Genomic DNA, 22,590 nt, shown 5'->3' with positions numbered 1-22,590 from the left:
TCTTTACCCTCTTGCCGCAAGTGCGGTAACGCGATCGTAAGCTGCACCGGAGCGCAGTACATCCAGAACTTTTTGAACGTTGGCCTTCAGGTCTTCCTCACCGTGCAAACGCATCAGCATGGCTACGTTGGCAGCAACGGCGGCCTCATGGGCGACCTCTCCCTTACCTTGTAATAAGCGCGTCAGAATGTCACGGTTTTCTTCCGGCGTACCGCCTGCCAGCGCTTCCTGGTGATATGGCGCAAGGCCGAAGTCGGCAGCGTCCAGCTGATAGCTCTGGATTTCACCGTCGCGCAGTTCGGCCACCAGCGTCGGGGCATGCAGAGACACTTCATCCATTCCGCCACTGTGCACCACGGCAGCACGCTGATAACCCAGGACGCGCAGTGTCTCAGCAATCGGCAGGACCAGCTCCGGGCTATAGACACCGATCAGCGCCAGCGGCGGATGGGCCGGATTAATCAGCGGACCCAGGACGTTAAACAGCGTGCGGGTTTTAAGCTGCTGACGAACCGGCATCGCGTGGCGGAAACCGGTGTGATACTTCGGCGCAAACAGGAAGCAGACGCCCAGGTCATCCAGCGCTTCTCGGGAACGTTCGGCGTTCATATCGAGGTTAATACCGAATGCAGCGAGCAAATCAGACGAACCTGACCGGCTGGAAACGCTACGGTTACCGTGCTTCGCGACTTTCAAACCACACGCTGCCGCCACGAAGGCGCTGGCGGTGGAGATATTGATACTGTTACTGCCGTCACCCCCGGTGCCGACAATATCCGCGAACTGATAGTCCGGGCGCGGGAACGGCGCGGCATTTTCCAGCAGGGCCGTGGCGGCACCGGCGATCTCCTGTGGGCTTTCGCCGCGCACTTTCATGCTCACCAGAGCGGCCGCCAGCTGTTCAGGCTTCAGCTCACCGCGAACCACGGCGGAGAAAAGCTGGTGGCTCTCCTGCTGGCTCAGGGTCTGTGCCTGGTACAGTTTTTCCAGAATCGGTTGCAGGGTATTGGTTTGTTCCAGCTTCTGTAACGCCCAGTCCAGGGTCTGTTCCAGCAGGCGAGCGCCGTGTGAGGTCAGGATCGATTCCGGGTGGAACTGCATGCCACAGACGCGGTCTGCATCGTGACGCACCGCCATCACCATCCCTTCATACGAGGCGTTAATGGTCAGCCCGGCTGGAATGTTGCTCCCGACCAGCGAGTGGTAGCGGGCAACCGGGAGCGGATTCGGCAGCCCGGCAAACATTGCCTGACCGTCATGTTCGATGCTGGACGCTTTACCGTGCAGGATCTCACCCGCCTGGCCGACGTACCCGCCGTAGGCTTCAACAATGGCCTGATGGCCCAGGCAGATGCCGATAATCGGCAGCTTGCCGCGCATACGGGTCAGCAGTTCCGGCATACAGCCCGCTTCGCTCGGTGCGCCAGGCCCCGGGGAAAGCATCAGCACCGGATTTTGCATGGTTGCCAGACGGTCAATCAGAGTCTGTGCAGGTACATGGTTGCGATAGATAACGACGTTATGACCATTCGCACGCAGCTGATCTGCCAGGTTATAGGTAAAGGAGTCGATATTATCGAGCAGCAGAATGTCAGCCATCAGAAAATCTCCTGTGCATGGTGTGCGGTAGCAATGGCGCGAAGGACCGCTCGGGCTTTACTGCGCGTTTCGTCAGCTTCAGACTGCGGAACAGAATCAAGAACAATCCCGGCACCCGCCTGTACGGTAGCAATACCGTCTTCGACATAGGCGGAGCGGATCACGATGCAGGTATCGAGGTCACCGTGGGCCGTGAAGTAGCCCACCGCGCCGCCGTAGCTGCCGCGACGACGTCCTTCGGCTGCGGCAATCAGCTGCATGGCGCGCACTTTCGGCGCACCGCTCAGGGTGCCCATGTTCATGCAGGCGCGATAGGCGTGCAGTACATCGAGATCGTGGCGGAGCTCACCGACCACGCGGGAGACCAGGTGCATGACGAAGGAGTAACGGTCAACTTTGGTCAGGTCCGCCACGTAGCGGCTGCCTGGGGTGCAAATGCGGGCCAGATCGTTACGCGCCAGGTCTACCAGCATCAGGTGCTCGGAGAGCTCTTTGTGGTCGGTGCGCATTTCCAGTTCAATGCGGCTGTCGAGATCGCGATCCAGTGAGCCATCAGCACGACGTCCGCGTGGACGGGTTCCGGCAATCGGGTAGATCTCAATCTGGCGGCTGGTAGCGTCATATTTCAGCGAGCTTTCCGGCGACGCGCCAAACAGGGTGAATTCGTTGTCCTGCATAAAGAACATGTACGGGCTTGGGTTGCTCTTTTTCAGCACTTCGTAGGCTGCCAGCGGAGACGGGCAGGGCAAAGAGAAGCGACGGGAAGGGACAACCTGGAAAATTTCCCCGGCGCGAATGGCTTTTTGCATCTGGCGAACGACGGCGCCGTACTGATCGTCGGTCTGGTTAACATCGCAGGTCATTTTCTCCACGCGCTGCACCGGAAGCGCAGGCGGCGCTTCGGTCATTTGCTGTTGCAGCTGCGCGATACGGTGTTCAAGGCGATGTTTTTCAGATACAGACGGCGTGAACAGGCTTGCCTGGATGCGGGTATATTTTTTCTGATGGTCAATCACCAACAAGGTTTCAGCCAGATAGAAACAGTAATCCGGGCAGCGGTTACCTTGGTCCGTTTCCGGTAAATCTTCGAAACCGGCGACCAGGTCATAAGCAAACAGCCCGCCAAAGAACATCGCTTCGCGTTCCTCTGCTGGCACGGAGACCAGATTTTGCAGCAGGCGGAAAGCATCGAAAACAGACAGTGAGCAGAGGCGCGCGTCTTCGTCCAGCAGCTGGCTAACCGGCGGGAAGCGCAGAATGCGCATCTCCGGATGACGCTCGTTTTCAATGCCTGCAGGCAGGGCGGCATCCAGCAGCGGCAGCAGCGATGCGCCATTGTCTGACAGCGCCTTAATCGTGACGGTGTCACCTAAAGCGGTAATGCGCAACGCGCTGTCGACCAGCAGCAGGCTCTTGAGATCGTCCTTGCTGTCGATATCCGCAGATTCAAGCAGTAAGGTCGCCGGACGGGCTCCGCACACCTGATGAAACAGCGCGGTGGGGTTGTGGCGATAGGCCGCCTCGCAGGTCAGCAATTCAAGGTGTGGTTTGGCTGTTTGCATTATGTTGTTCTCATTTTTTGTTCAAAAAAAAGCCCGCTTGGTAGCGGGCTGGGTATCTGTTTGCATTTCGCAGACGTGTGACACTGCCCGAAGATCAGGAAGTACGCCACCAACCGTGCAGAGTGAAATGTGCTGTCATTTTCAGATACCTTTCTCGTGTGAACTTTCGTACTAGTTAACTAGTTCGATGGCGTATTGTCAACCCTTGATTTCAGAATTTCAACGTAAGTCGGTATCATAGTGGTTTCGGATGTCTCCAACCTGTTATGGGAAGTGCTTTGAGCGATACCACCTACGCCATTATTTATGATTTACACAGCCATACTCAGGCCTCTGACGGCCTGCTGACACCCGAAGCTCTGGTCCATCGCGCCGTTGAAATGCGCGTCGGTACGCTGGCGATAACCGATCACGATACGACAGATGCCATTCCGGCGGCGCGCGCCGAAATTGCCCGCAGCGGGCTGACGCTGAATCTGATACCCGGCGTCGAGATATCAACCCTCTGGGAAAACCACGAAATTCATATTGTTGGCCTGAATATCGATATAGAACATCCGGCACTTCGTGCCTTTTTGCAAGAACAAAAAACGCGCCGCAATCAGCGCGCCGAGATGATCGGTGAGCGTCTGGAAAAGGCGCATATTCCGGGCGCGCTGGAAGGTGCGCAAAAGCTGGCGAACGGCGGGGCTGTTACTCGCGGTCATTTCGCCCGTTTTCTGGTTGAAGCGGGTAAAGCAACGACCATGGCGGACGTCTTTAAAAAGTATCTGGCACGGGGGAAAACCGGATACGTTCCGCCACAGTGGTGTACAATAAAACAAGCTATTGATGTCATTCATCATTCTGGCGGTAAGGCCGTGCTGGCCCATCCGGGACGGTATAATCTTTCTGCTAAATGGCTGAAAAGACTGTTGGCACACTTTGCCGAATGTGGCGGTGAGGCGATGGAAGTCGCCCAGTGTCAGCAGGCGCCCAATGAGCGCGCACAGCTCGCGACCTATGCCCGCCAGTTTGGCCTGCTTGGGTCACAAGGGTCTGATTTCCATCAGCCCTGCGCCTGGATTGAACTGGGGCGCAAGCTCTGGCTGCCCGCTGGCGTCGAGCCGGTCTGGCAGCTCTGGGAACAGCCGCAGCAAATTGAAGAGAGGGAAGTATGAGTCAGTTTTTCTATATCCATCCGGATAACCCGCAGCCACGTCTGATTAACCAGGCCGTGGAGATCGTCCGCAAAGGCGGTGTGATTGTCTACCCGACCGATTCAGGCTACGCGCTGGGCTGCAAAATTGAAGATAAAGGCGCGATGGAACGCATTTGCCGTATTCGCCAGTTGCCGGACGGCCATAACTTTACCCTGATGTGTCGCGATCTCTCAGAGCTGTCGACCTACGCTTATGTCGATAACGTGGCGTTTCGCCTGATTAAAAACAACACGCCGGGTAATTACACCTTCATCCTGAAAGGGACAAAGGAAGTGCCGCGCCGTCTGTTGCAGGAAAAACGTAAAACCATCGGCATGCGCGTGCCGTCGAACCCGATTGCTCAGGCGCTGCTGGAAACCCTCGGCGAACCGATGCTCTCTACCTCGTTGATGCTGCCGGGAAGTGAGTTTACCGAGTCCGATCCGGAAGAGATCAAAGATCGTCTGGAGAAGGTGGTAGAGCTGATTATTCACGGCGGCTATCTCGGCCAGCAGCCGACCACCGTCGTCGACTTAACCGAAGACGCCCCGGAAGTGATTCGTGAAGGCGTGGGCGATGTAAAGCCTTTCTTGTAAAGGTATAAGCAGATATACTACGCGGCCATCAAAGCAGGGCCCGACCCTGTTTTGACCTGATTCGACGCCTGTGAAGGCGACACCTGAGGAAGCTCAATGAGCGAGAAGTTACAGAAAGTGCTGGCGCGCGCCGGCCACGGTTCACGCCGTGAAATCGAAGCCATTATTGAAGCGGGCCGCGTGAGTGTGGACGGTAAAATCGCCACGCTGGGTGACCGCGTTGAAATCGTACCGGGGCTGAAGATCCGCATCGACGGTCATCTTATCTCCGTGAAAGAATCCGCTGAGCAGATCTGCCGCGTGCTGGCTTACTACAAGCCGGAAGGTGAGCTGTGCACCCGCAACGACCCGGAAGGTCGTCCGACGGTGTTTGACCGTCTGCCTAAACTGCGTGGCGCTCGCTGGATTGCCGTAGGTCGTCTGGACGTGAACACCTGCGGTCTGCTGCTGTTTACCACCGATGGTGAACTGGCAAACCGTCTGATGCACCCAAGCCGTGAAGTGGAACGCGAATACGCCGTGCGTGTATTTGGCCAGGTTGATGAGAATAAACTGCGCGATCTGTCGCGCGGCGTTCAGCTGGAAGACGGTCCTGCGGCGTTCAAAACCATCAAATTTACCGGTGGGGAAGGTATTAACCAGTGGTACAACGTGACGTTGACCGAAGGCCGTAACCGCGAGGTGCGTCGTCTTTGGGAAGCAGTTGGCGTCCAGGTTAGCCGTCTGATCCGCGTACGCTACGGCGACATTCTGCTGCCAAAAGGTTTGCCGCGTGGTGGCTATACCGAACTGGATCTGACGCAAACCAACTATCTGCGCGAGCTGGTTGGCCTGACGCCAGAAACCACCTCTAAAGTGGCTGTGGAGAAAGATCGTCGTCGAATGAAGGCGAATCAGATCCGTCGCGCGGTGAAGCGTCACAGCCAGGTGAGCAGCAACCGCCGCTCCGGCAGCCGTAATAACAACGGTTAAAAACAGAAGCCCGGTCTTATTGACCGGGCTTTTTTTTAGTAATCAATCCCGATTTGCGCTTTGATACCCGCATCAAAGGCATGTTTAACCGGACGCAGCTCGCTAACGGTATCTGCCAGCGCCAGAATATCTCGATGACACCCGCGTCCTGTGACGATAACCGTCTGGTGTGCAGGGCGGCTCTGCAGGGCAGTCAGCACGGCTTCCAGCGGTAGATAGTCGTAGGCGACCATATACGTGAGCTCATCCAGCAGAACCATATTAAGAGAGGGATCGGCCAGCATTCTTTTGGCGTGCTCCCAGACGGCGAGACAGGCTGCGGTATCGGTTTCCCGGTTCTGCGTATTCCACGTAAATCCAGTTGCCATCACCTGAAACTCAACGCCGTGAGGCTCAAGTAAATTTCGCTCGCCGTTGGGCCATTCGCCTTTGATAAACTGGATAACGCCGACTTTCTGCCCATGCCCGACCGCGCGTGTGGCGGTACCAAACGCGGCGGTGGTTTTCCCTTTGCCGTTGCCGGTAAACACGATGACGATCCCACGCTCGTCCTGCGCTGCCGCGACGCGTGCATCGACCTGTTCTTTCAGACGCTGCTGGCGCTGCTGATGACGTTCTTCACTCATTGCGAAATTCCTGGTTTACGGCCCGGCTGGGCGTCAAAGGTCATCCCGGTTTTGCGGCGGCTGTCATCGCCCATCAGCCAGAGATAGAGCGGCATAATGTCTGCCGGGGTTTTGAGTTTCTGCGGATCTTCGCTCGGGAACGCGCTGGCGCGCATTTTGGTGCGCGTACCGCCTGGGTTAATGCAGTTCACGCGAAGATGGCGGCTCTGATACTCCTCCGCCAGCACCTGCATCATGCCTTCGGTCGCGAATTTTGATACGGCATAAGCTCCCCAGTTTGCGCGTCCTTCACGGCCGACGCTGGAGGAGGTAAAGACCAGGGACCCTGACTCGGAATTAAGTAATAAAGGAAGCAATGCCTGTGTGAGGAAAAACGTGCCGTTGACGTTGACCTGCATCACCTGCTGCCAGAGTTCAGGGTCCTGTTCATCCATCGGGCGCACCTCTCCAAGCAAACCAGCGTTATGCAGCACGCCGTCGAGCCGTGGATAATGGGCGCTGATGCGCCGGGCTAATTCCTGGCACTCCGCGGGCGTGCAGGTAAGTAAATCGAGCGTATACCACGGGGCCGGCGTGCCGCAGGCGGCTTCAATCTCCTGAGCGACGTTTTTCAGTTTTTCTTCGTTGCGTCCCATCAGAATAACGTTCGCGCCGTACTCGGCGTATGTCAGGGCTGCCTCGCGGCCAATCCCATCGCTGGCACCGGTGACAAGAATGATCCGGTTTTGCAGCAGATTTTTTTGCGGTTGATAATGCACGGTGACTCCTCAGACGCCCGGTAACGCAGTGACGCCTTCATGATGACTTTTCGGCTTTATGCCCGAATTAGCATGAGAATTCAATCAGTCTACAGGACGCATTACTGTAAAATTAACAATTTGCAAATATTTAAACTACACAACGGGGATTCCTGAAGGCGGCTCGCAGAGGTAATGTCACGAGCAAGACGCATGGACAGGGCTGTTGTACACTGCCGTGAAAGATTCGTGGTTAAATCAAGGTGGAACGCGTGGAATTACTTTCTCAATATGGGTTGTTTTTGGCCAAAATCGCGACGGTGGTGATTGCCATTGCGGTGATTGCCGTTCTGATTGTCAACCTGACGCAGCGCAAGCGTCAGCGTGGGGAGTTACGCATTACCCGCCTGAGCGAGCAGTATAAAGAGATGCAGGAAGAGATGTCTCTGGCGCTGCTTGATAGTCATCAACACAAACTGTGGCTGAAAGCGCAGAAGAAAAAGTATAAACAGGAAGCCAAAGCGGCAAAGGCAAAAGCGAAGCTCAATGCCCCACAGGATAAGGTGACGCCACGCGTCTATGTGCTCGATTTTAAAGGCAGTATGGATGCGCATGAAGTGTCCTCTCTGCGGGAAGAGGTCACCGCCGTTCTGTCCGTGGCGACACCGCAGGATCAGGTTGTCGTGCGTCTTGAAAGCCCCGGCGGTGTGGTTCATGGCTATGGGCTGGCCGCCTCACAGTTGCAGCGCCTGCGTGAAAAACAGATCCCGTTGACCGTTGCCGTGGATAAAGTGGCGGCGAGCGGGGGCTATATGATGGCCTGCGTGGCGGACAAAATTGTTGCCGCGCCGTTCTCTATTATTGGCTCAATCGGCGTGGTCGCACAAATACCGAATTTTAACCGCTTCCTGAAAAATAAAGAGATTGATATCGAACTTCACACGGCGGGTCAGTACAAACGCACCCTGACGCTGCTGGGGGAAAATACGGAAGAAGGGCGTCAAAAATTCCGTGAAGACCTCAACGAAACGCATCACCTCTTTAAAGACTTTGTGCACCGGATGCGCCCGACGCTCGATATCGAACAGGTCGCGACAGGTGAGCACTGGTATGGGGTTCAGGCTCAGGAAAAAGGGCTGGTGGATGAAGTCGGGACCAGCGACGACCTGCTGCTCAACCTGATGGAAGGTCGGGAGCTGGTTGGTGTACGCTTTACCCAGCGTAAGCGACTGCTTGACCGCTTTACCAACAGTGCGGCAGAGAGTGCGGACCGCCTGCTGCTCCGCTGGCTACAACGCGGACAAAAACCGCTGCTGTAAACAAAAACGCGAGGCATTTGCCTCGCGTTTTACATTAATCGACCAAGTGATATTTCTCTGAAAGCGTATGTGCCAGGTATTTAAACATGTTAAACACGGCGGTGCTTTTCGGGGTTGGTAACCCCTGCTCGTCAAGGAAGTATTCGCCGCTGAAAATCAGCACGCCATTACGCTGCTCTACGCCGGTGGCTTCAATGCCCGCCAGTGTATCTTCATGGTCACGGATAAGCTTGTTTGCTTCAATAAGCAGAGAGGCTCGGTCAATAGGTTGGGTCGTATTCTGCATAATCCACTCCTTAAACAGTGACAATAGTCTACGCCGAGGGCGCTTTGGGGGCAAATTTTCCCTGTAATGTGAGGGGTTAAGGTAACGGGGCCTGGCTGGCAGGTTTTGCTTTTGCATGCTAATAAAGTTGCGTAACGAATTTTATCAGGTAGAGTGTGCGCTTTCGTCATTCTGGCAACAGAATTGCTTGACATTCGACCTGGAATTCGTCACGAATTACACGAGATGTGAGAAAAATACCCGAAAACTCAATCACCTGGGCGTTTTTTGTTTGACGCTCAGTAAGACAAAGGGGTTGATATCTCCTGACGCAGTCGCAATATCATTGGCTCGTCGTCAGAGGAAGGGAAATCAACGTGCGGCGTATTCCTGGAAGAATTAAATTAGGTAAAGGTGAATATGGGTAAAGCTCTCGTCATCGTTGAGTCCCCGGCAAAAGCCAAAACGATCAATAAGTATCTGGGTAATGACTACGTGGTTAAGTCCAGCGTCGGTCATATCCGCGATTTGCCGACCAGTGGCTCAGCCAGCAAAAAGAGCGCAGACTCTACCTCCACCAAAGGGGCTAAAAAGCCTAAAAAGGATGAACGTAGCGCGCTTGTCAACCGCATGGGTGTTAACCCATGGCATAACTGGGATGCACAATATGAAGTGCTGCCCGGGAAAGAAAAAGTCGTTAACGAGCTGAAGCAGCTTGCTGAAAAAGCAGACCACATCTATCTCGCAACCGACCTTGACCGCGAAGGGGAAGCCATTGCGTGGCACCTGCGGGAAGTGATCGGTGGTGATGACAAACGCTACAGCCGTGTAGTGTTTAACGAAATTACGAAGAATGCGATTCGTCAGGCTTTTGAGAAGCCGGGCGAGCTGAATATCGACCGTGTAAACGCACAGCAGGCGCGTCGCTTTATGGACCGCGTTGTGGGCTATATGGTCTCTCCACTGTTGTGGAAGAAGATTGCCCGTGGGCTGTCCGCAGGCCGTGTGCAATCCGTCGCTGTGCGTCTCGTCGTTGAGCGTGAACGCGAAATTAAAGCCTTCGTGCCGGAAGAGTTCTGGGAAGTCGACGCCAACGTGACCACGCCGGGCGGTGACGCTCTGCCGCTGCAGGTAAGTCACCAGAACGACAAGCCTTTCCGTCCAGAAAACCGCGACCAGACTATGGCCGCCGTAGCATTGCTTGAAAAAGCACGCTACCAGGTTCTGGAACGAGAAGACAAACCGACCAGCAGTAAGCCTGGTGCGCCGTTTATTACCTCTACGCTGCAACAGGCTGCAAGCACGCGTCTGGGCTATGGCGTGAAGAAAACTATGATGATGGCCCAGCGCTTGTATGAAGCGGGTTACATCACCTATATGCGTACTGACTCAACTAACCTGAGCCAGGACGCGGTCAACATGGTGCGTGGCTATATTGGTGACAATTTCGGTAAGAAATACCTGCCGGAAAATGCCAACCAGTTCGCCAGCAAAGAGAATTCTCAGGAAGCGCACGAAGCGATTCGTCCTTCTGATGTCTCTGTGTTAGCCGAATCGCTGAAAGATATGGAAGCCGACGCCCAGAAGCTGTATCAGCTGATCTGGCGCCAGTTCGTAGCGTGTCAGATGACGCCAGCGCAGTACGACTCCACCACGCTGACCGTTGGTGCGGGCGATTTCCGTCTCAAGGCGCGCGGTCGTATCCTGCGTTTCGACGGCTGGACGAAAGTCATGCCTGCGCTGCGTAAAGGCGATGAAGACAGAACGCTGCCTGCGGTAAACAAAGGTGACGAGTTGTCGCTTGTCGATCTGGTTCCGGCGCAGCACTTCACCAAGCCGCCAGCACGTTTCAGTGAAGCCTCACTGGTTAAAGAGCTGGAAAAACGCGGTATCGGTCGTCCGTCTACCTACGCGTCCATCATCTCGACAATTCAGGACCGTGGCTACGTACGCGTTGAAAACCGCCGTTTCTATGCGGAAAAAATGGGTGAGATCGTCACCGACCGTCTGGAAGCGAACTTCCGCGAGTTGATGAACTACGATTTCACCGCGCAAATGGAAGACAGCCTCGACCAGGTTGCCAGCCATCAGGCGGAATGGAAAAAAGTACTCGATAGCTTCTTTAGCGACTTTACCGACCAGCTTGAAAAAGCGGAGAAAGATCCTGAAGAGGGCGGCATGCTGCCTAACCAGATGGTACTGACCAGCATCGATTGCCCAACCTGTGGCCGCAAGATGGGGATCCGTACTGCCACGACGGGCGTTTTCCTCGGTTGCTCCGGCTACGCGCTGTCGCCAAAAGAGCGCTGCAAAACCACCATCAACCTGGTGCCTGAGAATGAAGTTCTCAACGTGCTGGAAGGTGACGATGCGGAAACTAACGCTCTGCGCGCCAAACGCCGCTGCAAAAAATGCGGCACGGCAATGGACAGCTACCTGATCGATCCAAAACGTAAACTGCACGTGTGTGGTAATAACCCAACGTGTGACGGGTATGAGATTGAAGAGGGTGAGTTCCGCATTAAAGGCTATGACGGCCCGATTGTGGAGTGCGAGAAGTGTGGTTCTGAAATGCACCTGAAAATGGGGCGTTTCGGTAAGTACATGGCGTGCACCAACGACGAGTGTAAAAACACACGTAAAATTCTGCGTAACGGTGAAGTGGCTCCACCGAAGGAAGATCCGGTTCCGCTGCCGGAATTACCGTGTGAGAAATCCGACGCGTACTTCGTGCTGCGTGACGGCGCTGCGGGTGTCTTCCTGGCCGCCAACACCTTCCCGAAATCGCGTGAAACGCGTGCGCCGCTGGTCGAAGAATTGCATCGTTTCCGCGATCGTCTGCCTGAGAAACTGCGTTATCTGGCCGATGCGCCACAGCAGGATCCGGAAGGTAACAAAACCGTGGTACGTTTTAGCCGTAAAACCAAGCAGCAGTATGTTGCGGCGGAAAAAGAGGGTAAAGCGACCGGATGGTCAGCCTTCTTTGTCGATGGCAAATGGGTTGAAGGCAAGAAATAATCTTCCCTTACCGTAACTTACCTGTAAAAGGGCCGGATTTCCGGCCCTTTTTTATTGCCTTGTTATTATTTTTTGTTCCGTACTATACAGTCAGGCTATAAATGATATAGTGGTTATAGTTAACCTGTTTTTTATTATTAAATCGTCTTAAGCGATTGACCGCGTGCGCTAAATCGGATGGTCTGGCATGAAATTACAGCAGCTTCGTTATATCGTTGAGGTGGTGAATCACAACCTTAACGTCTCTTCCACCGCCGAGGGGTTATATACCTCACAGCCGGGCATCAGCAAACAAGTTCGTATGCTGGAGGACGAGTTAGGTATCCAGATATTTGCCCGCAGCGGTAAGCACCTCACCCAGGTGACGCCAGCAGGGCAGGAAATCATCCGCATTGCGCGGGAAGTCCTCTCTAAAGTCGATGCAATTAAGTCTGTCGCAGGGGAACATACCTGGCCGGATAAAGGCTCGCTGTATATTGCCACGACGCATACCCAGGCGCGCTATGCGCTGCCGGGCGTCATTAAGGGCTTTATCGAGCGTTATCCTCGCGTCTCTTTGCATATGCATCAGGGCTCGCCAACGCAAATTGCGGAGGCGGTATCGAAGGGCAACGCGGACTTTGCTATCGCCACGGAAGCGCTGCACCTGTATGACGATCTGGTGATGCTTCCATGCTACCACTGGAACCGTTCGATTGTGGTGACGCCCGATCACCCCCTGGCGGGCAAGGGGTCGGTGACTATCGAAGAGCTGGCACAATATCCTTTAGTGACGTATACGTTTGGTTTCACCGGACGGTCTGAACTTGATACGGCTTTTAATCGGGCAGGCTTAACGCCGCGTATTGTCTTTACCGCGACCGATGCCGACGTTATTAAGACCTATGTCCGGCTTGGCCTGGGAGTGGGCGTCATTGCCAGCATGGCGGTCGATCCAGTGTCAGACCCTGACCTTGTGCGCCTTGATGCGCATGATATTTTCAGCCATAGCACCACGAAAATTGGGTTCCGCCGCAGCACCTTCCTGCGTAGCTATATGTATGATTTTATTCAGCGCTTTGCCCCTCATTTAACGCGTGACGTGGTTGATACCGCCGTGGCATTACGTTCAAATGAAGATATCGAAGAGATGTTTAAAGATATCAAACTCCCTGCAAAATAATCACATCCGGTATCTTTCCCTCACGGAAAGATACCGAAATATCGCCTCAAAGCTAAATTAGAATTATCTTCATCTACGCTTCCTGCCATATAATGTCAGTACCCTTTTAATTGGTGTGGTTATAATGTCGTGAATTGGCGACAAAAGTAGAAACTAATTAACGGCTACGCAAATTTTTCTTTTCAATTATTTATTTCTGGTCAAAAGAATGAATATTTCCTGGGTTCCGGTGCGTAAATTCACTGGCTTTTCGGCTAAAGTTTCTTTAGGATTTATCTCAACAGATGATTAATTGTACCAATTGTTTGGTCCTAAATGATAAGCGATATCGATTGTATGAGGTTAGCAATGCCTTCAGGAAGTGAAGAACCGCAAAGGGATCCTGCGCTCAAGCGTAAAGCCTGGCTGGCGGTCTTTCTCGTCTCCGCCCTGTTTTGGGTGGCAGTTGCTCTCCTGGCCTGGAAATATTGGGGTTAAATATGGCAGTGACGGTTCGTACAGCAACGGTAAAACAGATGTGTCAGCATCGTGACAACGGCCACAGAGGGCGTAAAGCACCTGCGACGGTTGTGCCTGCGTCCTGGAAACTGACGCCGCAACAGCAAGCGTTTATTGATGTGTTCGCAGAAGACGAACCTAAAAAACAATAATTTAGTTTATTGCGTAATGATGCAAATAGTCTGAATAAAGACTCTGCACTTTTGTACTCTTTAATAAATACACATCAGCAATATAGCACTGAGGACAAACCTCGGAACTTTTTATAAATAATGCCTGGTGTCCCTATGATGAATAACATGACGTCTCACAAATACTGGTCATGGATCGGCGTTTTTACCGTGTCGATTCTGTTCTGGGGTCAGCTCATCTGGTTGGCCCTCCACTAAATTGTAAAACCTCGCTACGGCGGGGTTTTTTGTTTCTCCCCTCTGGATCAATCTGAAATTTATCAATTTGGGTTGTTATCAAAACGTTACGACATCCTTGTGTTATCTTTAATTACGGCCCTGATGATTGTCAGGGTATCTCTGTGATTAAGGAGGAGCTTATGTCGTTAACCCTACGCGAAGCCAGTAAGGACACATTACAGGCAGAAAATAAAACCTGGCATTACTACAGCCTGCCGCTGGCTGCCAGAACGCTTGGGGACATTTCGCGTTTACCCAAGTCATTGAAAGTTTTACTGGAGAACCTTTTGCGCTGGCAGGACGGTGACTCCGTCACGCTTGAAGATATCCAGGCGCTGGCAGGGTGGCTTGAGAATGCCCATGCCGACAGAGAGATCGCCTACCGCCCGGCAAGGGTCCTGATGCAGGACTTTACCGGCGTTCCTGCCGTGGTTGATTTAGCCGCGATGCGCGAGGCCGTTAAGCGTCTCGGGGGGAATACGGCAAAAGTGAATCCTCTTTCCCCCGTTGACCTCGTCATTGACCACTCCGTCACCGTAGACCACTTCGGTGATGACGACGCCTTTGGTGAAAATGTGCGTCTGGAGATGGAACGTAACCACGAGCGCTACGTATTTCTGAAGTGGGGGCAGCAGGCGTTCAGCCGGTTTAGCGTGGTCCCGCCGGGTACCGGTATTTGCCACCAGGTGAACCTGGAATATCTGGGGAAAGCCGTCTGGAGCGAATTGCAGGATAAGGAGTGGGTGGCTTATCCGGACACGCTGGTGGGCACGGACTCCCATACCACCATGATCAACGGTCTGGGGGTGCTGGGGTGGGGTGTCGGCGGTATTGAAGCGGAAGCCGCCATGCTCGGCCAGCCGGTCTCCATGCTCATCCCTGATGTGGTGGGCTTCAAGCTGACAGGCAAACTGTCTGAAGGCATTACCGCTACCGATCTGGTGCTCACCGTCACCCAGATGCTGCGTAAGCATGGTGTAGTGGGCAAATTTGTTGAGTTCTACGGTGACGGGCTGGATTCGCTGCCGCTGGCCGACCGCGCCACCATTGCCAATATGGCTCCGGAATATGGTGCAACCTGCGGCTTTTTCCCGATCGATGATGTCACGCTGGAATATATGCGCCTTAGTGGCCGCAGCGAGGAGCAGGTGGCGCTGGTGGAGGCGTACACCAAAGCACAGGGCATGTGGCGAAATCCGGGCGACGAACCGGTCTTCACCAGCACGCTCGAACTCGATATGGGCAGCGTCGAGGCGAGCCTTGCCGGGCCTAAACGTCCCCAGGATCGGGTTGCGCTGACTGATGTGCCGAAAGCGTTTACCGCCAGCAATGAGCTGGAAGTGAACGTGGCGAAGAAAGACCACCGTCCAATCGACTATGTTCTGAACGGTCATCAGTATCAGCTTCCGGATGGAGCGGTTGTTATTGCCGCCATTACCTCCTGTACCAACACCTCGAACCCCAGTGTGTTAATGGCGGCCGGTTTGTTGGCTAAAAAAGCGGTAGAGCTTGGGCTGAAACCTCAGCCGTGGGTCAAGGCCTCGCTGGCGCCGGGCTCCAAAGTGGTGTCGGATTACCTTGCTCAGGCCAGGCTGACACCGTACCTCGACGAACTGGGCTTTAACCTCGTGGGCTATGGCTGTACGACCTGTATCGGTAACTCCGGTCCGCTGCCTGAGCCCATTGAAATGGCGATTAAGCAGGGCGATCTGACGGTTGGCGCCGTCCTTTCCGGTAACCGAAACTTTGAAGGGCGCATACATCCGCTGGTAAAAACCAACTGGCTCGCCTCGCCGCCGCTGGTGGTGGCCTATGCCCTGGCAGGGAACATGAACATCAACCTGGTGACCGATCCAATTGGCCACGATCGCAAGAATGACCCTGTCTATCTGAAAGATATCTGGCCGTCATCGCGTGAAATCGCGTTAGCCGTTGAAAAGGTCTCGACCGAAATGTTCCGCAAAGAGTATGCGGAAGTTTTTGAAGGCACCCCGGAATGGAAAGCGATTAACGTCGCAGGTTCGGATACCTATGACTGGCAGGATGACTCGACCTATATTCGTCTGTCGCCGTTCTTTGATGAGATGCTGGCCGAGCCGGCACCGCTTAAGGATATCCACGGCGCGCGCATCCTGGCAATGCTGGGGGATTCTGTCACGACTGACCATATCTCTCCGGCGGGGAGTATCAAAGCCGATAGCCCGGCAGGACGCTATTTGCAAAGCCGGGGGGTGGAACGCCGTGATTTTAACTCCTACGGATCGCGACGTGGCAATCATGAAATTATGATGCGCGGCACGTTTGCCAACATCCGCATTCGTAACGAAATGGTACCGGGCGTAGAAGGGGGTATGACCCGCCATCTGCCGGGTACGGAAGTCATTTCGATTTATGATGCGGCCGTTAAATATCAGCAGGAAGGAACGCCGCTGGCGGTGATTGCCGGGAAGGAGTACGGTTCCGGCTCAAGCCGTGACTGGGCGGCAAAAGGCCCGCGTCTGCTTGGCGTTCGCGTGGTTGTCGCCGAATCCTTTGAACGTATTCACCGCTCGAATCTGATCGGTATGGGGATCCTGCCGCTTGAGTTTCCACAGGGCGTGACGCGCAAAACGCTGGGCCTGACCGGGGAAGAGCAGATTGATATCAGCAGCCTGCAAAACCTGAAGCCGGGTAAAACGGTGCCGGTGCAGTTAACGCGAGCTGACGGGAAGACAGAGGTGCTGGAATGCCGGTGTCGTATTGATACGGCAACCGAGCTGACCTATTACCAGAACGATGGCATTTTACATTATGTGATTCGTAAGATGCTGGATTGATGAAACGAGCCCGGCACACCCGTGCCGGGCTTTTTACGTTTACTCGTTCAGGAGATGGCCCATTTTGGCCGCTTTGGTATCTAAATAGTGGGCGTTTTTCGGGTTACGGCCGACAATCAGCGGGACACGCTCAACGATATTGATCCCGGCTTCGGTCAGGATCTCCACTTTTTTCGGGTTATTGGTCAGCAGGCGAACTTCATCCACGCCAAGCAGCTTGAACATATCGGCACACAGGGTGAAGTCACGTTCGTCAGCGGCAAAGCCGAGTTGATGGTTCGCTTCGACCGTATCGTAGCCCTGATCCTGAAGCGCGTAAGCGCGGATTTTATTCAACAGACCAATGTTTCGGCCTTCCTGACGGTGATAAAGCAGCACGCCGCGACCTTCTTCAGCAATATGAGAAAGGGCCGCTTCCAGCTGGAAACCGCAATCACAGCGCAGGCTGAACAACGCATCGCCGGTAAGACACTCGGAATGTACGCGGGACAGTACCGGCGTCTGCCCTGAAATGTTGCCATACACCAGGGCGACATGATCCTGTCCGGTTGCCAGTTCTTCAAATCCGACCATCAGGAAATCGCCCCATGGGGTTGGCAGTTTGGCTTCTGCCACACGTTTAAGCTGCATGTGATTCTCCAGAGTAGGCTGACACGTTCCGTGTCTTTGCCCTGTTTTGCTTTCTGTATCAGTTCATTTTGCCACAAGCTCAGCACGTTCGCCTAATGGGCACCATGCTATATAAACGTTAAACGCACGATCCGACATATCCACCCGGTGAGTAAATTTCAGTTATGATTGTGGCGCTTAGCAAAAAAGGAGAAGACATGCTTTCAATTGCCAGACGTACGGCAGCAGGTGCAGCCATTTTACTGATTATGCCTCTGGCCGTATGGGTCTCAGGCTGGATGTGGCAGCCCGGGCAGAACGCCACGTGGCTGAAAACATTATACTGGATAACGGAAACGGTTACCCAGCCGTGGGGGATCATAACCCACGTACTCCTCTGCGCCTGGTTCCTGTGGTGCCTGCGCTTTCGTCTGCGCGCGGCGCTGATGCTTTTTGCGATCCTCGGTGCTGCCATTGTTATTGGTCAGGGCGTAAAGTCCTGGGTTAAAGATCGCGTTCAGGAGCCACGTCCTTTTGTCGTCTGGCTGGAAAAAACGCATCATGTTCCGGTGGATGAGTTCTACAATTTAAAGCGTAAAGATCGCGGTGCGCTGGTGAAAGAACAGCTTTCGGAACAGCAGGATATCCCGAAATTTTTACGTAAGCATTGGCAAAAAGAGACGGGGTTCGCGTTCCCTTCCGGTCATACCATGTTTGCGGCCAGCTGGGCGTTACTGGGGGTTGGGCTGCTTTGGCCAAGACGTCGGACGGTCACTATCGCGATTTTACTGGTCTGGGCTACGGGGGTAATGGGCAGTCGCTTATTACTGGGAATGCACTGGCCTCGGGATCTCGTCGTCGCTACGCTGATCTCATGGCTGCTGGTCACGCTGGCGACCTGGCTTGCTGAACGATTCTGCGGTCCGCTAACGCCACCGCCAGAAGAGAAAGAAGAAATAGCCGAAAGGGAGCAAAGCGACGTCTGACGGTTGATATTGCGTATTTTGCCCATAAATCCATAGCTGGCGCGTTACTTTTTCCGTTTCGCGCCCGTCACTAAAATGGTAGTTTATAAGACTGATTGCGGTGAGTTGAACACACTTTATTCGCTTGAACCACATAACGGGAAGTAATGTGAAATATTTACTCATTTTCTTACTGGTATTGGCGATTTTTGTCATTTCAGTCACATTGGGTGCACAGAACGATCAACAGGTGACGTTTAACTATCTGCTGGCCCAGGGCGAGTATCGCGTGTCGAGCCTGCTGGCGGTCTTATTTGCTGCTGGCTTTGCCATTGGCTGGCTAGTTTGCGGTCTGTTCTGGTTGAAAGTCCGTGTTTCACTTGCGCGCGCTGAACGTAAAATCAAACGACTTGAAAATAACATTGCGCCTGCGTCCGACATTCCGGAGAGCTCTGGTGTGCCGGTCGTGAAGGAATAATCGACTATGCTGGAGTTGTTGTTTCTGCTTTTGCCTGTCGCCGCAGCCTATGGCTGGTATATGGGCCGCAGAAGTGCGCAACAAACAAAACAGGATGAGGCCAATCGTCTCTCCCGCGACTACGTTGCGGGGGTGAACTTCCTCCTGAGTAATCAGCAGGACAAAGCGGTAGATCTGTTCCTCGACATGCTGAAAGAGGATACGGGGACCGTTGAAGCGCATCTCACCCTGGGCAACCTGTTCCGCTCGCGCGGTGAGGTCGATCGCGCCATCCGTATCCACCAGACCCTGATGGAAAGCGCCTCGCTGACCTACGATCAGCGTCTCCTTGCGGTGCAGCAACTGGGGCGCGATTACATGGCCGCGGGACTGTACGATCGCGCTGAAGATATGTTCTCGCAACTCGTGGATGAAACGGATTTCCGTATCGGTGCGTTGCAGCAATTGCTGCAGATTTACCAGGCCACCAGCGACTGGCAGAAAGCCATTGATACGGCTGAACGACTGGTGAAGCTGGGTAAAGATAAGCAGCGCGTTGAAATAGCCCATTTCTACTGTGAGCTTGCCCTTCAGCAGATGGGCAATGACGACATGGACAAAGCCATGGCGTTGCTGAAGAAAGGCGCCGCCGCGGATCGCAACAGCGCCCGTATCTCCATCATGATGGGGCGTGTCTTTATGGCGAATGGTGATTATGCCAAAGCCGTTGAAAGCCTGCTGCGGGTTATCGACCAGGACAAAGAGCTGGTCAGTGAAACGCTGGAAATGCTGCAAACCTGCTACCAGCAGCTGGGCAAGCAGGAAGAGTGGGTGGCATTCCTGCGTCGTTGTGTGGAAGAGAATACCGGTGCGACCGCTGAACTGATGCTCTCAGACGTGGTTGAGCAGTATGAGGGGAGCGACACCGCGCAGGTTTATATTACCCGGCAGCTGCAACGCCATCCGACCATGCGGGTATTCCATAAGCTGATGGATTACCATCTGAACGACGCTGAAGAAGGGCGCGCCAAAGAGAGCCTGATGGTGCTGCGCGACATGGTTGGCGAGCAGGTGCGCAGTAAACCGCGCTATCGCTGCCAGAAGTGTGGTTTTACCGCTTATACGCTGTACTGGCATTGCCCTTCATGCCGGGCATGGTCCACCATTAAGCCAATTCGCGGCCTCGACGGGCAGTAATTTTTTTAAAACACCTCATTTTAGTTACAACATACTTGTCCTTTCAAACACCTTCTGGCACCGTGCGGTTTGCCTGTCTGGCAGGAGAGCAAATGGATTCTGTCAATTTGCGGCGGCGGCAGGTAGAATGCTCGCCGTTTATCTGTTCCGCGCCGCTGCGCGCCCATAGACGAAAAGGGCTGGTCATGACGTCTGTTACATCCTCCACTTCCCGCATAGTTACGGATTCTCCTGTTGTTGTTGCGCTTGATTACAATAAGCGTGACGCAGCACTGGCGTTTGTCGACGGTATCGACCCTCGCGATTGCCGTCTGAAAGTTGGCAAAGAGATGTTCACGCTGTTTGGACCGCAAATCGTTCGCGATCTACAACAGCGCGGCTTTGACGTTTTCCTCGACCTCAAATTCCATGACATCCCGAATACCACGGCGCATGCTGTTGCAGCAGCCGCAGAGCTGGGCGTATGGATGGTCAACGTCCATGCGTCGGGTGGGGCGAGAATGATGACGGCTGCCCGTGAAGCGCTCCTGCCGTTTGGCAAAGATGCGCCACTGCTGATTGCGGTCACCGTGTTGACCAGTATGGATGAAAACGATTTACGTGACCTCGGCGTGACGTTGTCACCTGCAGGGCATGCCGAGCGTCTCGCGCGTCTGACGCAGCATTGCGGTCTTGATGGCGTCGTCTGCTCCGCGCAGGAAGCGGTACGTTTCAAATCAGTGCTGGGTCAGGATTTTAAACTGGTCACCCCGGGGATCCGTCCTGCAGGCAGTGAAGTCGGCGATCAGCGCCGTATTATGACGCCTGAGCAGGCGCTGGCTGCTGGCGTTGACTACATGGTCATCGGGCGTCCGGTGACGCAGTCTGCCAACCCGGCAGAGACGCTTAAGGCTATCAACGCGTCGCTGAAAAAGGGGGCATAATGACCGATTCCAACAGTCGCCTGGTCTACTCAACCGATAGCGGGTGTATAGACGAACCGAAGGCGAAAGTAGAGCGTCCGAAGGGAGATGGTATCGTTCGGATCCAGCGTCAGACCAGTGGTCGAAAAGGGAAAGGGGTTTGCCTTATCTCCGGAATTGACCTGGATGATGCGGAGCTGACAAAGCTGGCGGCCGAGTTGAAAAAGAAATGTGGCTGCGGCGGTGCTGTGAAAGACGGCATTATCGAAATCCAGGGTGATAAACGCGATTTAATAAAATCTCTGCTGGAAGCCAAAGGCATGAAAGTCAAACTGGCGGGCGGCTAAAATAAATGAGCCACGGCAAATGCCGTGGCTCGTGTTATATACGTGCGTATGTCAGACCTGAAATGCGTTCAAATATTTCAATACCGCGGAAGGCTTATTGAATAATTATTTGCCAACCTGGTGACCGATAATACCACCGACAGCAGCGCCACCTAATGTACCCAGCGTACTACCATCCGTTAATACTGCACCACCGAGAGCACCGGCACCGGCACCAATCGCGGTGTTACGGTCACGTTTAGACCAGTTAGAGCATGCGCTCAGGGACATTGCTACAGTGATTGCCAGAACAGCGGCGGCTAATTTTTTGCTGGTTAAGGTCATAATACTTTCTCCTGAATTATCGATTCACGGAAAGATGTACACGTTAAGTATAGACGAATCGAATACTTAATTCTGTTCTCCGTGAAAGCTGGTCGCGCAGGCGTTACGTAATCACGCAGGTGATAGTCACTTCCTGTTATATCGCTAACATTAATTTTACGACTTTAGGGCGGGTTAAACAGGTAAAAACTCTTAAATAAGTACCAGGAATCATCTCAGAGAAAGAAGGGCGTGTGCGCCCGAAATTCGGGCGCGGAGAGGGCTCAGGCGGTCGTTTTAATAATATTGACGATGAGACCATCATCTTCCAGTTTATTACGGTGCTCTTCGCTTAAACGTTCGTCGGTAATAACGCGGTTAAAGCGAGAGACGGGCCCCATCGTGTAAGGATGAACAGCGCCGAATTTAGAGCTATCGGTGAGCACAATGGCTTCACACTCTTTTTCCAGTACGGCATTCACGACGTCAGAGCGCATCATATCCCGGCCGGTGAACCCCGTCTCAGGCTGCCAGCCGTCAATCCCGATAAAGGCCTTACTGAAATGAACCTGCTGTACATACTGGCGGGTCAGTGGGCCTACCATGCTTTCACTTTTTTTCTGGTAAATACCGCCCAGAAGAATGACCTCGCAGCGCGTCTCTTTGAGCAAATGCGCAATATAGCTACTGACAGTGATGATGGTAATGTCTTTTTGATCGGCAAGCGTCCGCGCCAGAAGGGCATTACTGCTGCCGTTTTCAATAAAGACCGTCTCGCCATTGTTCACTAAAGAGGCGGCAAATTCCGCCAGTTCACGTTTGAGCGCGTAGTTATTCATCATACGCGTCTCAACGTCATCGCTGTCCAGCGGGACAGCATATCCGTGTGCGCGACGCAGGTAGCTCTGTTTTTCCAGCAGATTAAGATCCTGACGGATTGTGACTTCAGACACGCCGGTCGTTTTAGCAAGCTCGACTACGCTTACGCGTCCCTGGTCGATGACCATCTGCAAAATGAGTTGTTGTCGGGAATTCATAGCATCCATTTA

Annotated in this window: 24 protein-coding genes and 1 other annotated feature; of the genes, 15 read left to right on the top strand and 9 right to left on the bottom strand. The window is 53.9% G+C overall.

Features of this window, described 5'->3' with window-relative positions; translation table 11 throughout:
- Nucleotides 1-3: 3 nt before the first annotated feature.
- The 3 genes from trpD to trpL all read right to left on the bottom strand — a co-directional run bounded on the left by trpD (nucleotide 4) and on the right by trpL (nucleotide 3,300).
- Entirely contained in the window at nucleotides 4-1,599 is a 1,596-nt protein-coding gene (gene trpD, locus PYW49_RS04500; RefSeq protein WP_134350546.1) for a bifunctional anthranilate synthase glutamate amidotransferase component TrpG/anthranilate phosphoribosyltransferase TrpD, read from the bottom strand.
- Nucleotides 1,599-3,161: an anthranilate synthase component 1 gene (locus tag PYW49_RS04495; protein ID WP_320385801.1), complete on the bottom strand. Its 1,563-nt coding sequence runs from the start codon at nucleotides 3,159-3,161 to the stop codon at nucleotides 1,599-1,601. The genes trpD and PYW49_RS04495 overlap by 1 nt, the downstream gene beginning before the upstream one ends.
- A gap of 23 nt (nucleotides 3,162-3,184) precedes the next feature.
- Nucleotides 3,185-3,279, bottom strand: a sequence feature (Trp leader region).
- A complete protein-coding gene (gene trpL, locus PYW49_RS23365) occupies nucleotides 3,256-3,300 on the bottom strand; it encodes a trp operon leader peptide (RefSeq protein ID WP_106993556.1) in 45 nt (14 codons plus the stop codon). (Overlaps the previous feature by 24 nt.)
- Before the next feature lie 127 nt (nucleotides 3,301-3,427).
- On the opposite strand from trpL, the gene rnm reads away from it, so the two are divergent.
- The 3 genes from rnm to rluB all read left to right on the top strand — a co-directional run bounded on the left by rnm (nucleotide 3,428) and on the right by rluB (nucleotide 5,910).
- Entirely contained in the window at nucleotides 3,428-4,321 is an 894-nt protein-coding gene (gene rnm / locus PYW49_RS04490; RefSeq protein WP_320385800.1) for an RNase RNM, read from the top strand.
- A complete protein-coding gene (locus PYW49_RS04485; RefSeq protein ID WP_003856793.1) occupies nucleotides 4,318-4,938 on the top strand; it encodes an L-threonylcarbamoyladenylate synthase in 621 nt (206 codons plus the stop codon). The genes rnm and PYW49_RS04485 overlap by 4 nt, the downstream gene beginning before the upstream one ends.
- Nucleotides 4,939-5,034: 96 nt before the next feature.
- Nucleotides 5,035-5,910 carry a 23S rRNA pseudouridine(2605) synthase RluB gene (gene rluB, locus PYW49_RS04480; RefSeq protein WP_008502809.1) on the top strand — a complete coding sequence of 292 codons (876 nt, stop codon included), beginning with the start codon at nucleotides 5,035-5,037 and terminating at the stop codon, nucleotides 5,908-5,910.
- A 35-nt stretch (nucleotides 5,911-5,945) separates the two neighbouring features.
- On the opposite strand, the gene cobO is transcribed toward rluB, so the two are convergent.
- Together cobO and PYW49_RS04470 are read right to left on the bottom strand one after the other, a co-directional pair.
- Complete coding sequence (cobO, locus tag PYW49_RS04475; protein WP_134350543.1) at nucleotides 5,946-6,536, bottom strand: cob(I)yrinic acid a,c-diamide adenosyltransferase; 591 nt, start codon at nucleotides 6,534-6,536, stop codon at nucleotides 5,946-5,948.
- A complete protein-coding gene (locus PYW49_RS04470) occupies nucleotides 6,533-7,294 on the bottom strand; it encodes a YciK family oxidoreductase (protein ID WP_320385799.1) in 762 nt (253 codons plus the stop codon). Before PYW49_RS04470 ends, cobO begins: the two co-directional genes overlap by 4 nt.
- Before the next feature lie 251 nt (nucleotides 7,295-7,545).
- Here PYW49_RS04470 and sohB point away from each other — a divergent pair, with 251 nt between their 5' ends.
- Nucleotides 7,546-8,592, top strand: coding sequence for a protease SohB (gene sohB, locus PYW49_RS04465; protein ID WP_320385798.1), 1,047 nt, complete (start codon nucleotides 7,546-7,548; stop codon nucleotides 8,590-8,592).
- A gap of 34 nt (nucleotides 8,593-8,626) precedes the next feature.
- On the opposite strand, the gene PYW49_RS04460 is transcribed toward sohB, so the two are convergent.
- On the bottom strand, nucleotides 8,627-8,878 hold the full coding sequence (locus PYW49_RS04460; protein WP_023312072.1) for a YciN family protein: 252 nt from the start codon (nucleotides 8,876-8,878) through the stop codon (nucleotides 8,627-8,629).
- 399 nt (nucleotides 8,879-9,277) lie between these two features.
- Between PYW49_RS04460 and topA the strand changes: the two genes are divergently transcribed.
- The 6 genes from topA (at nucleotide 9,278) to acnA (ending at nucleotide 16,761) form a co-directional block, all read left to right on the top strand.
- On the top strand, nucleotides 9,278-11,875 hold the full coding sequence (gene topA / locus PYW49_RS04455) for a type I DNA topoisomerase (protein WP_134350540.1): 2,598 nt from the start codon (nucleotides 9,278-9,280) through the stop codon (nucleotides 11,873-11,875).
- A gap of 187 nt (nucleotides 11,876-12,062) precedes the next feature.
- A complete protein-coding gene (cysB, locus tag PYW49_RS04450; protein ID WP_006175683.1) occupies nucleotides 12,063-13,037 on the top strand; it encodes an HTH-type transcriptional regulator CysB in 975 nt (324 codons plus the stop codon).
- 336 nt (nucleotides 13,038-13,373) lie between these two features.
- Nucleotides 13,374-13,514: a YmiA family putative membrane protein gene (locus PYW49_RS04445; protein WP_216689425.1), complete on the top strand. Its 141-nt coding sequence runs from the start codon at nucleotides 13,374-13,376 to the stop codon at nucleotides 13,512-13,514.
- A gap of 2 nt (nucleotides 13,515-13,516) precedes the next feature.
- On the top strand, nucleotides 13,517-13,687 hold the full coding sequence (locus PYW49_RS04440) for a hypothetical protein (protein ID WP_048339061.1): 171 nt from the start codon (nucleotides 13,517-13,519) through the stop codon (nucleotides 13,685-13,687).
- Between the two features lie 138 nt (nucleotides 13,688-13,825).
- Entirely contained in the window at nucleotides 13,826-13,924 is a 99-nt protein-coding gene (gene ymiC, locus PYW49_RS04435) for a small membrane protein YmiC (RefSeq protein WP_407057603.1), read from the top strand.
- 161 nt (nucleotides 13,925-14,085) lie between these two features.
- Nucleotides 14,086-16,761 (top strand): aconitate hydratase AcnA, encoded by a 2,676-nt coding sequence (gene acnA / locus PYW49_RS04430; protein WP_320385796.1) that lies wholly within the window; start codon nucleotides 14,086-14,088, stop codon nucleotides 16,759-16,761.
- A gap of 39 nt (nucleotides 16,762-16,800) precedes the next feature.
- Here acnA and ribA read toward each other — a convergent pair whose 3' ends face one another.
- Nucleotides 16,801-17,391, bottom strand: coding sequence for a GTP cyclohydrolase II (gene ribA / locus PYW49_RS04425; RefSeq protein ID WP_134350538.1), 591 nt, complete (start codon nucleotides 17,389-17,391; stop codon nucleotides 16,801-16,803).
- A 197-nt stretch (nucleotides 17,392-17,588) separates the two neighbouring features.
- Between ribA and pgpB the strand changes: the two genes are divergently transcribed.
- From pgpB to yciH, 5 genes are all read left to right on the top strand, one after another.
- Complete coding sequence (pgpB, locus tag PYW49_RS04420) at nucleotides 17,589-18,356, top strand: phosphatidylglycerophosphatase B (protein WP_134350537.1); 768 nt, start codon at nucleotides 17,589-17,591, stop codon at nucleotides 18,354-18,356.
- 148 nt (nucleotides 18,357-18,504) lie between these two features.
- Complete coding sequence (locus PYW49_RS04415) at nucleotides 18,505-18,813, top strand: LapA family protein (protein WP_023312067.1); 309 nt, start codon at nucleotides 18,505-18,507, stop codon at nucleotides 18,811-18,813.
- Between the two features lie 6 nt (nucleotides 18,814-18,819).
- Complete coding sequence (gene lapB / locus PYW49_RS04410) at nucleotides 18,820-19,989, top strand: lipopolysaccharide assembly protein LapB (RefSeq protein ID WP_320385795.1); 1,170 nt, start codon at nucleotides 18,820-18,822, stop codon at nucleotides 19,987-19,989.
- Nucleotides 19,990-20,174: 185 nt separating this feature from the next.
- On the top strand, nucleotides 20,175-20,912 hold the full coding sequence (gene pyrF / locus PYW49_RS04405) for an orotidine-5'-phosphate decarboxylase (RefSeq protein ID WP_320385794.1): 738 nt from the start codon (nucleotides 20,175-20,177) through the stop codon (nucleotides 20,910-20,912).
- Nucleotides 20,912-21,238, top strand: coding sequence for a stress response translation initiation inhibitor YciH (gene yciH, locus PYW49_RS04400; RefSeq protein WP_320385793.1), 327 nt, complete (start codon nucleotides 20,912-20,914; stop codon nucleotides 21,236-21,238). Before pyrF ends, yciH begins: the two co-directional genes overlap by 1 nt.
- Before the next feature lie 105 nt (nucleotides 21,239-21,343).
- Here the strand turns inward: yciH and osmB are convergent, their stop codons facing one another.
- Nucleotides 21,344-21,562 carry an osmotically-inducible lipoprotein OsmB gene (osmB, locus tag PYW49_RS04395; protein ID WP_008501216.1) on the bottom strand — a complete coding sequence of 73 codons (219 nt, stop codon included), beginning with the start codon at nucleotides 21,560-21,562 and terminating at the stop codon, nucleotides 21,344-21,346.
- Between the two features lie 263 nt (nucleotides 21,563-21,825).
- Nucleotides 21,826-22,578, bottom strand: coding sequence for a DNA-binding transcriptional regulator YciT (gene yciT / locus PYW49_RS04390; protein WP_134350535.1), 753 nt, complete (start codon nucleotides 22,576-22,578; stop codon nucleotides 21,826-21,828).
- Nucleotides 22,579-22,590 lie beyond the last annotated feature (12 nt).

Origin of the sequence: Enterobacter chinensis, assembly GCF_034008295.1 — a bacterium.
GTDB lineage: Bacteria > Pseudomonadota > Gammaproteobacteria > Enterobacterales > Enterobacteriaceae > Enterobacter > Enterobacter chinensis.
This window is presented reverse-complemented; position numbering and strand designations above follow the sequence as displayed.